At 32.4% G+C, this 12,128-nt stretch carries 14 protein-coding genes; 12 read left to right on the plus strand and 2 right to left on the minus strand.

From position 1 onward, the window contains the following. Positions 1–7: 7 nt before the first annotated feature. The 6 genes from recG to Z054_RS0108280 all read left to right on the plus strand — a co-directional run bounded on the left by recG (position 8) and on the right by Z054_RS0108280 (position 5,595). A complete protein-coding gene (gene recG, locus Z054_RS0108255) occupies positions 8–2,113 on the plus strand; it encodes an ATP-dependent DNA helicase RecG (RefSeq protein WP_024769603.1) in 2,106 nt (701 codons plus the stop codon). 130 nt (positions 2,114–2,243) lie between these two features. After that, positions 2,244–2,771, plus strand: a complete 528-nt coding sequence (locus tag Z054_RS0108260; RefSeq protein ID WP_024769604.1) for a hypothetical protein — start codon at positions 2,244–2,246, stop codon at positions 2,769–2,771. 146 nt (positions 2,772–2,917) lie between these two features. Continuing rightward, entirely contained in the window at positions 2,918–3,448 is a 531-nt protein-coding gene (locus tag Z054_RS0108265) for a GNAT family N-acetyltransferase (RefSeq protein ID WP_024769605.1), read from the plus strand. Between the two features lie 33 nt (positions 3,449–3,481). Next, positions 3,482–4,141, plus strand: coding sequence for a LysE family translocator (locus Z054_RS0108270; protein WP_035091108.1), 660 nt, complete (start codon positions 3,482–3,484; stop codon positions 4,139–4,141). A 126-nt stretch (positions 4,142–4,267) separates the two neighbouring features. Continuing rightward, positions 4,268–5,047 (plus strand): glycerophosphodiester phosphodiesterase family protein, encoded by a 780-nt coding sequence (locus Z054_RS0108275; protein WP_024769607.1) that lies wholly within the window; start codon positions 4,268–4,270, stop codon positions 5,045–5,047. A gap of 11 nt (positions 5,048–5,058) precedes the next feature. Then, positions 5,059–5,595, plus strand: a complete 537-nt coding sequence (locus Z054_RS0108280; protein WP_024769608.1) for a hypothetical protein — start codon at positions 5,059–5,061, stop codon at positions 5,593–5,595. Positions 5,596–5,650: 55 nt separating this feature from the next. Here the strand turns inward: Z054_RS0108280 and Z054_RS30025 are convergent, their stop codons facing one another. After that, positions 5,651–8,224 carry an endonuclease gene (locus Z054_RS30025; protein WP_241461400.1) on the minus strand — a complete coding sequence of 858 codons (2,574 nt, stop codon included), beginning with the start codon at positions 8,222–8,224 and terminating at the stop codon, positions 5,651–5,653. Positions 8,225–8,665: 441 nt separating this feature from the next. Here Z054_RS30025 and Z054_RS0108290 point away from each other — a divergent pair, with 441 nt between their 5' ends. From Z054_RS0108290 to Z054_RS31320, 5 genes are all read left to right on the plus strand, one after another. Next, on the plus strand, positions 8,666–8,851 hold the full coding sequence (locus tag Z054_RS0108290; RefSeq protein ID WP_024769610.1) for a hypothetical protein: 186 nt from the start codon (positions 8,666–8,668) through the stop codon (positions 8,849–8,851). Between the two features lie 299 nt (positions 8,852–9,150). Next, a complete protein-coding gene (locus tag Z054_RS31635; protein ID WP_159025767.1) occupies positions 9,151–9,327 on the plus strand; it encodes a hypothetical protein in 177 nt (58 codons plus the stop codon). A 183-nt stretch (positions 9,328–9,510) separates the two neighbouring features. Continuing rightward, a complete protein-coding gene (locus Z054_RS0108300) occupies positions 9,511–9,696 on the plus strand; it encodes a hypothetical protein (protein ID WP_024769611.1) in 186 nt (61 codons plus the stop codon). 132 nt (positions 9,697–9,828) lie between these two features. After that, positions 9,829–10,017: a hypothetical protein gene (locus tag Z054_RS0108305; RefSeq protein ID WP_024769612.1), complete on the plus strand. Its 189-nt coding sequence runs from the start codon at positions 9,829–9,831 to the stop codon at positions 10,015–10,017. Between the two features lie 187 nt (positions 10,018–10,204). Beyond that, positions 10,205–10,387, plus strand: coding sequence for a hypothetical protein (locus tag Z054_RS31320; protein ID WP_152538503.1), 183 nt, complete (start codon positions 10,205–10,207; stop codon positions 10,385–10,387). Between the two features lie 97 nt (positions 10,388–10,484). Here the strand turns inward: Z054_RS31320 and Z054_RS0108310 are convergent, their stop codons facing one another. Further along, positions 10,485–10,844, minus strand: a complete 360-nt coding sequence (locus tag Z054_RS0108310; RefSeq protein ID WP_024769613.1) for a hypothetical protein — start codon at positions 10,842–10,844, stop codon at positions 10,485–10,487. A gap of 139 nt (positions 10,845–10,983) precedes the next feature. Between Z054_RS0108310 and Z054_RS0108315 the strand changes: the two genes are divergently transcribed. Further along, a complete protein-coding gene (locus tag Z054_RS0108315) occupies positions 10,984–12,057 on the plus strand; it encodes a tyrosine-type recombinase/integrase (RefSeq protein ID WP_024769614.1) in 1,074 nt (357 codons plus the stop codon). The last annotated feature ends 71 nt before the right edge of the window (positions 12,058–12,128 follow it).

Consider the following 12,128-nt stretch of genomic DNA (forward strand, 5'->3'; position numbering starts at 1 on the left):
CGCTACGATGAATCCTAATATTTTACAAACTCCCATTGATTATTTGAAAGGTGTTGGCCCGTCTCGTGCTACATTACTTCGATCAGAACTAGGGATTCATACCTACCAGGATTTGGTTAATCTTTTTCCGAATCGATATCTTGATAAAACACAATACTATAAAATCAGCCAATTACAGCGTAATTCGGCAGAGGTACAAATTATAGGCAAGATTGTTAATATTAAAACTGTAGAGCAAAAAAGAGGAAAGCGATTAGTTGCTAAATTTGTAGATGATACGGGTTCTTCTATAGAGTTGGTTTGGTTTAGAGGACATAAATGGATTCGCGAAAATTTAAAAATCAATACTCCATATGTCATTTTTGGAAAAACCAAATACTATAATGGTTTTAGTATGCCACATCCCGATATGGAGTTATTGACAGAGCATCAACAAAACCTAAGAACGGTAATGCAACCCATATACCCTTCTACCGAAAAACTCTCTAATAAGGGTATCACTAACCGGGTAATGAGTAAAATGATGCAACAATTGTTTGTAGAGACTAAAATACGTTTCTATGATACATTGTCTCAGGAAATTCTTGAAGAGCTTAAACTTATATCAAAAAGTGAAGCTGTTTTTAATATTCATTTTCCTAAAAGTCAGGAACTATTATCCAAAGCACAGTATCGACTAAAATTTGAAGAGTTATTTTATATTCAACTACAGCTAATCACTAAAAAATTAATTCGAAAACAAAAGATAAAAGGGTTTCCTTTTACCGAAGTTGGAGAACATTTTAACAATTTCTACAAGGATCACCTTCCTTTTGATCTTACCAATGCACAAAAACGGGTGATCAAAGAAATTCGAAATGATATTGGGAGTAGTGCTCAAATGAACCGTCTTTTGCAAGGAGATGTAGGATCGGGTAAAACCATTGTGGGATTAATGACGATGTTATTAGCTATCGATAATGGGTTTCAAGCCTGTTTAATGGCACCAACCGCAATTCTTGCAAATCAGCATTACCAAGGGATTACTGCACTTACCAAAGAGCTGGATGTTAATGTAAAATTATTAATGGGTAGTTCTAAAACCAAAGAACGACGAGAAATCCATCAGGAACTAGAAGATGGATCATTACACATCCTAATTGGTACCCATGCTGTATTAGAAGACAAAGTACAGTTTAAAAATCTAGGATTAGCTATTATTGATGAGCAACATCGATTTGGAGTAGCACAACGAGCCAAACTATGGCATAAAAACACCTATCCACCACATATTTTGGTGATGACAGCAACCCCAATACCCAGAACATTAGCAATGAGTTTATATGGTGATCTGGATATTTCGGTAATTGACGAACTCCCACCTGGCCGTAAACCTATTAAAACGGTACATCGATACGATAGTAATCGGTTAAAAGTATTTAAGTTTATATCTGAAGAAATACAAAAAGGAAGGCAAATTTATATTGTTTATCCATTGATACAGGAATCAGAAGCGATGGATTATAAAGATCTTATGGACGGATATGAAAGTATTGCTCGCTCCTTCCCCGCTCCTGAGTATCAAATTTCTATTGTTCATGGTAAAATGAAACCCGCAGATAAGGATTATGAGATGGAACGCTTTGTAAAGGGTGAAACCCAAATTATGGTAGCTACCACTGTAATTGAAGTTGGGGTTAATGTACCAAATGCCAGTGTAATGATTATAGAGAGCGCAGAACGTTTTGGATTATCTCAATTACACCAGTTACGAGGGCGTGTTGGTCGTGGTGCAGAACAAAGTTTTTGCATTCTTATGACTAGCTTTAAGTTATCTGCAGATAGTAAGACCCGATTAGAAACTATGGTACGCACCAACGATGGTTTTGATATTGCCGAGGTAGACTTAAAATTAAGAGGTCCCGGAGATATTATGGGCACCCAGCAAAGTGGTGTGCTTAATCTTAAAATAGCAGATATTGTAAGAGATAATGATATTTTAAAAACAGCAAGGCATTATGCAATGAAAATCCTGAATGAAGACCCTTCACTATCTTTAGAGAAAAATAAAGTATTACTATACACCTATCAGCAACTCGCTAAGCATAAGAATATATGGAATTACATTTCTTAATGTGTAGTAAAATGAATACAATACTATCATATTTAGCTAATTTATAATCTAAAACGTCTACTGTATTACAATATCTTTGAAAAATTACTTAACAAAGTGGTTTAAAAAACAAATAAATATTTTTATAAAAATGCCATATCAACAGATACCAGAATACCCAAAAAATTACTCCTCAGGCAACATAATTTCTAGACTTATTGATGGTCTTGGATATCGTTATTATTGGGCTACAGAAAGTCTTACTGATACCGATCTAAAGTACAAGCCATCTGCCGAAGGGTTTGATACATATAAAACGATAGAACATATATATTGGCTTTCAATCATGATTACTAATACTGCGCAAAATTTACCCAGTATCAGACTCACTCCAGACGATCTGTCTACAATGAATTTTGATATCTTAAGAAAAAAGACATTACAGAATCTAAAGAAGGGAAGTGAACTATTTGCAGAAAAAACAAAAGATGATATGGATGACTACATGATCATTATACAAAGTGAAGGATATAAAGGAGAATTCCCGTTTTGGCATATGATCAATGGCCCAATATCTGATGCACTCTACCATACAGGGCAAATAGTATCATTTAGGAGAACAACAGGTAATCCAATAGATTCAAAAGTTAATGTATTTACTGGAAAACCGAAGAGTTAAATTTTGGTTAAGAAGAGAATTAGAAGAATTTTTTATTCACATAATCATATTTTTATCTTTTGTAATAACAAGTTTTCAGGTTTTTAAAAGCTTTGAGATTTATTAAAGTTATTTTAATACTCTTACATAAATTTTTTACATTAATTATGAGTCATCAAGAATATATCATAAAGGAAGCTGCTCCAGGTGAGTTTGCAAAAATTGGAGAATTAATGGTTAATGTATATTCACAACTAGAAGGATTCCCTTCTAAACAAGAACAACCTAATTATTATAAAATGTTGGCTAATATCGGTAGTTTAACAGAAAATCCTAAAACCAAATTATTGGTTGCCATTTCATCAAATGGAAAAATAGGTGGTGGTGTTGTTTATTTTGGTGATATGAAATATTATGGCTCTGGTGGCACTGCTACAGCAGAAAAGCATGCTTCAGGATTTAGGTTACTGGCAGTCGATCCAGCTACAAGAGGTAAAGGTTTAGGTAAGCGCTTAACAAACGCTTGTATACAGATTGCAAAAGATGAAAAACAAAGTCAAATGATAATTCACTCTACACAAGCTATGCAAATAGCATGGAAAATGTATGAAAATATGGGATTTAGAAGATCCGATGATTTGGATTTTATGCAAGGAGAACTTCCTGTTTTTGGCTTTAGATTAGTATTTCAAAAATAATAAACCATATTAGATACAATAAACTTTATAACTATGGTACTCCCTGATTTGGATAATATTATATTTTTTTTGGCAGCTGCCTCTATATTAATTCTTATACCCGGCCCATCTGTTCTCTATATTATGGCCAAAAGTGTTGAACAAGGATATAAAGCTGGGATTGTTTCTGTTTTAGGAATAGGTATTGGAAGCATGGTTCATGTTGCTGCCGCTGCAATAGGTATTTCTTCTATACTATTAACATCTTCTACAGCATTTTCGATTGTAAAGTACCTAGGAGCTATCTATCTTATTTATCTGGGTGTTAAAAAACTACTAGAAAAAATACCTAATAAACAGCCTGTAATTACAAATAAAAATAAACGGTTAGATAAAATTTTTTATGAAGGTATTTTGGTGAACACTTTTAACCCTAAGACGGCGATATTTTTCTTTTCTTTTTTACCACAATTTATAAATATCGACAAAGGAGGTAATGCCAGTCAAATATTATTTCTTGGTATTTTATTTACTGTTTTTGCAATATTAAGTGATACATTATATGTTTTGCTTTCTGTGAAAATATCAAAATGGTTTACCAGTTCTAAAAAGTACCTCAAAAGACAAAAAAATATTACAGGTTCTATTTACATAGCTCTTGGTCTAATAACACTAACCATTAATCAACCTATAGAGCATTCTAATACAAAATAGTTGGTATTTTTATTATGGTATGAATAGTCAAAAATATATAATTCATTTTATGATTTGCTTTTTTGTAACTACATCTTAAAAACAAAGTCCTTTTGATAGTATAGTGCAAAATAATTAGTATTAGATATGGAAATAGTATGTTACGGTTGTGGAAGAGGCGAAAATCCTGAAAATACAATTGAAGGAATACACCACTGTCAATCTATAAATCCTGATTGGTGGATTGAAATGGATATTCAGATTACTAAAGATGAAAAATTAGTTCTATTTCATGATTATCAAACAAAACGAATCACTGGAGTAAATAATAAAATTCACCAACTTACCTTAACAGAAATCCAACAATTAAATGCAGGATATAATTTTAATGTTGAAAATAAATTTATATACCGTGAAAACCCAATACAAATTCCAACGGTAGAAGAGGTATTTCAAAAATTCCCAAAAGCTAAATTATTATTAGATCTTCATACAAATAATCTTTTGGCCGTTACCCGACTGATCACATTAATCAAAAAATATACTATGGCCAATCAGGTGATTATAGTTAGCCGCTATGACGAGGTAATTTCCTCTTTCAAAAAGAAACGACCAAAATGGAGATATGGCGTTCCAACCAAAGAGGCCAAAAAAATGATCTACAGTAGTTTTCTTTATTTAGATAAACTCTTTCCTATAACATCAGATATATTAATGCTTCCAAAAAAAGCTGGTAAAGTGAATGTTTTAACAAAAAGAGTAGTTAAGCATGTAAAAAAACGAAACAAAACACTTTGGGCCTGGATGTATGAAGGAGAAATTGTGAAAACTGTAGATGATGAAACAGAATTAAATGAGATGAAAGAGCTTGGAGTACATGGTATATTTACAGGTTTTCCTAAAAAACTTATGAATCAAATACAGTAAATAAAGATCTCATGAAACCAAGACTAATAATTTTATCTGATCTATGGGGACGAAAAAAATCGGGTTGGATTGATTATTATACCAAAGAACTTCAAGATCATTTTGAGTTAAAGTGTTATGACAGTTGTGAATTAGGAGAGATAGACACTTCAACATACACAGAAAAAAATCTTCATAAACAATTCACTAATGGAGGAATTGATCGGGCGATACAAAACTTACTTAAACTTGAGAAAGGAAAAATACATATACTTGCTTTTAGTATTGGTGGGGTCATTGGTTGGAAATCTGCTATAAAAAACCCGAATGTACTATCATTATATGCCGTTTCATCAACAAGATTACGATATGAAACCAATAAACCTAAAACGAAAATAGAACTCTATTTTGGAGAGAATGATATGTATTCTCCAAAAAGTAAATGGTATGATATGATGGATATCGATTTCATCATAGAAAAAGGGAAAGAGCATCAACTATATATCGAACCAAAATTTGCTGTGCAATTAAGCAATAGAATTATAAATAGTATAATCATTAGAAAATAAAAAAAGCCCTACAACATAACATTGTAAGGCTTCAGTAATTACACTTGCAAAAAAATTATTTAATCATTATTTTTTCTGAAATACTTCGATTTCCATCAGATATTGTTATAAAATAAATTCCTGATGTTATTCCTTCTAAAGAAATTTTGTTATCGGTTACTACTCCAGATTTTACTATGCTACCCTGCATATTGGTCAATTTATAGTTACTATCACGATGATCTTTCAAACGAATTTGAATATAAGTTGTAGCCGGATTTGGGAAAACTTTAGCCAAAAACACTTTATCTTCCTGTTCTAATTTTCCATCAATCTTTATTGATGATGCTCCTTTTGCTCCCGTTGTTGATCCTATATTTACAGTATAATCTTCTACTTCTCCATATCCAAAAGTCTCGCAAGATGTTGGCACACCGTTCCACTTCATAGCAACCCGCATTCTGGTATTTCCTGATGTTGCTGTTGATGGTACATCAAAATTATATGATAGGTTACCAGTATCTGATGTAGATCCACTAACTACTTTTTCGGATCCTTCAAAAGTTCCATTTTTATTAAAATCAATCCACACGCCCCAATGTTCTGTATAAGATGCGCTTGCGAATCCAACACTTAATACAATAGTATTAGCTCCATAGCCAAGATTTGCTACCTGAGAGGTAAAATCTCCATAACCACTATTAGCTAATGTGGCATTGGAGATTCCTCCTATTCCTACATAATCTATATATTCATATTTTACAGTATTCCCTTTTGACACGCAGTAAGAAATCACTGTATCCTGAGTGGTTACTGCAACAGGATTACTTGATACAGAAATATTCCCGGCAGCATCAAATGCAGATATTTTAAATGTATAATTCGTTCCTGCTGTCAAGCCAGATACATTATACGAGATTCCGGTAGTAGTTGTTAGTACTGCTCCATTCTGATAAATCGTATATCCAGTAACACCAATATTATCTGTAGAAGCTGTCCAGGAAAGTTGTGTACTATTTTCTGTGATAATAGAAGCAGTTACATTGGTAGGGGTTGTAGGAATTTCAGTATCTGAGCCTGTATTACCACCTCCATTGTATGTATGCTTTCCCAGGCCATCAAAGGTATTTTGAGGATATGATTCCCATTCAGATGTTTTATATGTTACAGATGGTGATGATACATCTGCTTTTCTTCTTAGTGTAGCATCCTTAGCAAAATTAGAAGATCCCCCATTAAAAGTTCCTATAACATCTATTAAAATCCCATTTTTAAATAATCCTACAGGATCATTACCATTAAACGTCATTTCTGAAGCTCCCGAAACCAGATCTGCTTCATTTTTAATAGCATTCGAAGCAGAACTATTAGCAGCGACATAAACCTCATTATTAACCAAAACTCCAGAAAGATTTAATCCTCCAGACCAAGATCCAGAACCATTAATTTGTCTTTTGATTGTATATCCAGAAAGATTAATTGATGCCCCTGTATAGTTTGCTATTTCTAAAGCTTTATTATTAGAAGACCCTTCTATATACTCAGAAAAAAACAATGCCGTAGCATTACCGCCAGGAGAGGTATTTTGTGTAGTAACATTAATCACAGTACTTGCTGCAGATACATTGCCAGCTGCATCTTTTGCTTTTACAGAAAATGAATAGGTAGTATTAGCTGTTAATCCTGAAGCAGTATAGTTAGTAGTCGTTACAGAACTTAAAAATGATCCATTTCTAAATACATCATATCCCGTTACACCAACATTATCTGTAGAAGCGTTCCATGATAATACAGTAGATGTTTGAGTTGTATTTGTTGCTCCCAGATTAGCAGGAATACTTGGTGCTTGAGTATCATTCCCTCCTGTATTCCCAAATCTGTCTTCGGCTTGGGGTCCTCCCCAAATCTGCGTTGCAAATGCCGGATTATCTATAAATGGGTTTCTATTACCCTGTATATTTTCAAGAATTGGGTTGCGTTGTAATTCTAATGGTGAAACAGGGTCCTCTGCATTCCATTCTAAAAATAATTGCAGCATATTGCTATCACCAGTAGCGGCCGTTCCTACTCCTACATTTTTGGGTAAACAACGATTATTATAACGTATATACATATACATCATCATTCTTGCTACATCTCCTTTCCATTCATCACCAGGATACCAATGTCCTTGAGAAGTAGATCCAGAATTACCCGATCCATCAGCAAATTTTCTATTTCCTCTTGATGAATTGCGCTGTACGTCTGCAGGTCTTAAGTGGTGTGCATCTGCACCTGGTCCTTGTGTTCCCAGATTGGGGTTACCCAATGATTTTGGATACACATGTTCCCTGTTCCAGTCGGTAGACCCTCCCCCATTATTGTTCACTCCTCTAGTTCTGTCTGTACCAGAATTTCCGTCAGTATCACTATATCCATATATCAAAACAACCTTTGAAGGATCAGAAGGTTCTAAATCAGTCTGCTTTAATGCATCCCACACCCCAGGTGTATAAGTAAGAAATGTGGTATGCGTATTTGTCACCTTATCACTTAATTCATTTTTTAATGCAGTTCCTGATAAGGTTAGGTTTACATCATTGTAGTATGATGGTATCTGGCTATATCCCATAAAAGGTATAAACAGAAGTAAGAGTATTATCTTTTTCATTATGTTATAAGTTAGTTTATTATGCATAATTATGTGGTTTCGAATCTAAAATTATTTTGTTAAACTCACTATAGTAGAACGTTATGAAATAGTTACCTAGTATGTTGATAATCCACTATTTACACAATAAACAGTATTCAAACAACTACAATTCAACCAATTAACATTCCTAACGATTGTTAATAAGTTATTTCTTACAAAAAATAAGAGTATAGTCTATGGCTAATTTCTTCAAAAGAAACAAAATTGTAAGCATGATTTTCGCGTGTATTACTACTAATAACAAACAATCTTAAGATTTTTTACTGTCAAAGTTTATTCTCTGATGAGATGACTACATGCCTTAAATAAGATCAATACCTTACTTTTTTAGCGGTTTTCATGTAATTGATTTACAATATTTTAAATTAAATTTAAACCATAACTTAAATACAATACACGATGAAAAAAATCTTAGATGTAACAGGAGTTCAGAAATTAAGTAAAGACCAACAACAGAATATTAAAGGAGCATGGGGACGTGCGACTTGCTGCCCAAGTGGAAGAGGATGCCTTATTAGCTTTGGAAATCAAAGTTTTTGTGAGCCTGGTCGCTGTGACCGTTGGGGACGTTGTATCTTTTTCTAAGAAAATTCAAAATCATATAAAAGGCAAACCTTCTGGTTTGTCTTTTTTGATAATTACCAATTCTGATACAATATTACAATGTAATACTGTATCAAAATTTTGCGATTATGGATATTGCCAACCTGAAGTTGTATGTGGGCATAGTCTCACAAAATAATATAATTAAAAAAGGATAAGTCTTATTGGTTTATCCTTTTTTAGTACTACACTTTTTATGAAAATAATGTTATTTAACGTTTTAAAAAACTGACTCACACGATTTTAAGGTATATTTAAATACTAACTTAAATATATATACAATGAAAAGTATTTTAGAATTAACCGGAGTTCAGAAATTAAGTAAAGAACAGCAACAACAAATTAAAGGAACATGGGGACGTGCCACCTGTTGCGGGCCAAGAAAGTGTCGTGTTCCTGGAACTAGTTTTTGTGATTATGGATATTGCAGATCTAACGGAAGTTGTATGTGGGCATAACTAAAACAGTACTGTGTGAAAGTATTAAAAGATAATAGTGAACCTGTATATTATTCTTTTAAGAATAGCCTTATTTATAAGTTGAAATTTATAAATCTCAAGAATATCGTGTTGTATTTTACTACATGTTCTACTATTTTTAATGGGAAAATCTGAATTATTAACTTTTAAAACTTTCACACAATGAAAAACATTTTGGAATTAACCGGAGTTCAAAAACTATCCAAACAACAACAACAAAATATTAAAGGAGCTTGGGGGCGTGCAACTTGCTGTCCAAGTGGAAGAGGATGCCTTATTAGCTTTGGAAATCAAAGTTTTTGTGAGCCTGGTCGTTGTGACCGTTGGGGGCGTTGTATCTTTTTCTAAGAAAATTCGAAACCATATAAAAAGACAAACTTTAGGGTTTGTCATTTTTTTTGATAATTACCAGTTTGTTCTGGTACAGTATTATCATTGTAATCAAAATTGAATTATTAACTTTTTTAAATATTTTACACGATGAAGAATATCTTAAATTTAACTGGAGTACAAAAACTATCTAAACAAGAGCAACAAGATATCAAAGGTTCCTGGGGTCGCAGAGTATATTGTGGAGGACCAAAAAGATGTTGTTTCCGTCTTCCTAATGGAGGTGAATTTTGTGATTATGGATATTGTCAATCCAATGGGAACTGCGTTTGGGCATAACTAAAAACAATATTGTGTACCATCACTAAAGGATAATAGTGAACCTCCCCTATATTATTCTTTTAAAAACAGTTTTTTATAAGTTGAAATTTATAAATTTCAAGAATATGGAGTTGTATTTTACTGCATGATCTAATATTTTTAACAAGAGAAATCTAAGATTATTAACTTTTAAAACTTTCACGTAATGAAAAACATTTTGGAATTAACCGGAGTTCAAAAACTCTCTAAACAACAACAACGAAATATTAAAGGAGCTATGGCGAGTATATCGTGTTGTGGAAGTAACAAATGTCGAATTAATTATGCTGGAGGAAGTTTTTGTGAACCAGGTAGATGCAACACATGGGGACAATGTATTTTATACTAATAACACTTTAAGTTTGAATTAAAGGATGTGCTCAAAAAGCCATCCTTTTTTTATCCTTATGATCTCAAGGGTAGTTATTATTTTAAGAATTTGTATATCAACCCATATATTTTTGCCAATTGATTAAAACATATTTCTCTTTAAGGTTCATAAATCCATATTCATAACAAAAAAGATACACTTTGTTTTCCTTGTTCTTCCAATAATGAGTAAAATAGTTAGGATCAAAACCTTTATCCAAAAGCTTTTCTTTTCTTACTGTTGCTAATCCTGCTTTATTGAATTCTTTTAAGATTTTTCGATTGGTTTTCAATTGCCGGTCTATTTTCTGAAATAGGCTATCTTCATTTTCTTTATTCTTCTGATAATGGTATGATGATTTACAATAAGATGTGCAGAACTTTTTATCTGTTCTCCCTTCTAAATCCTTATCGCAATGAAAGCATACTTTACCCATAAGTGTAGTATTAAACGTTTAATAAACGTATAAATATACATTTATATTTTTTTATTTAATTCAACCTTCTCATCTTTAAACTGTGCAATCGATTTCTAAACATATTACTCTAAAACATTTGTTGATTAATAATCAAAAAATGATTGGGATTCAATTCTACCCTGATAAGGTTATACAGGCATTGATCAAAGAACTCCCTAACCCAAGGTGGAGCAAGGAATTTGCTATGGTATATATTATAAACACTGCAAAAAACCTAAATCAGGTTTTTGAGAAATTCAGAGGAGTGGCCTGGGTAAATGGTAATTCTTTTTTCAAAGAAAAACCAATACGAGATAATGAGCCTGTGGATATCAACTGGTATCGTAATAGAACCAAAACTAAATCATACAGGTATGTTCCTGAAGCATATCTTACCAAATTAGAGCTTAAAAGGTATGCCTTAAATACTTGTAAAACCTATATTTCTCAATTTGAAAAATTTATCAATCAATACCCAAATTGCCCTATTATAGAGTTGTCTGAACAGGAAATAAGAACATATCTGCAATTACTTATCCAACAAAATAAATCCAATAGTTATATCAATCAAACCATCAATAGTATTAAATTTTATTATGAGGCAGTGATGGAGATGCCTAATCGTTTTTATAGTATAGAAAGACCTAGAAAAGAACATAAACTTCCCCAAGTCATATCGAAAGAAGAAATTCAGTCAATGATGATTTGCACAAACAATATGAAGCATCGTTGCATTGTAGGGCTATTATATTCTGCAGGATTACGTAGAAGTGAGCTATTAAATTTGCAACTAACAGATATCGATAGTAAACGAATGTTGGTCTATATTAGAAATGCTAAGAATAATAAAGATCGATATTCATTACTATCTGAAACAGTATTAAAAGATTTAAGAATCTATTATAAGCAATGGAAACCTAAGAAATATCTGTTTGAAGGAATGTTAGGAAAAAAATATTCGACAGAAAGTGTTACTAAAATTATTAGAAATGCAAGTGAGAAAGCTAAAATTATAAGAAAGGTAACTCCACATATGTTAAGGCATTCTTTTGCTACTCATCTTTTAGAAAATGGAACAGATATTAGATATATACAAACTCTTTTAGGACATAGTAGTACAAAAACAACAGAAATATATACCCAAGTTGCTGTACATAATTTTAAGTTAATCAGAAATCCCCTAGATTTGTGAAAAAATATAATGGACATATGTGTACCAGTGCACATATATCATTGTTGTGATGCAATAGTCCAGTTCGAGGA

The organism is Aquimarina macrocephali JAMB N27, assembly GCF_000520995.1.
In the GTDB taxonomy this organism is placed as follows: domain Bacteria; phylum Bacteroidota; class Bacteroidia; order Flavobacteriales; family Flavobacteriaceae; genus Aquimarina; species Aquimarina macrocephali.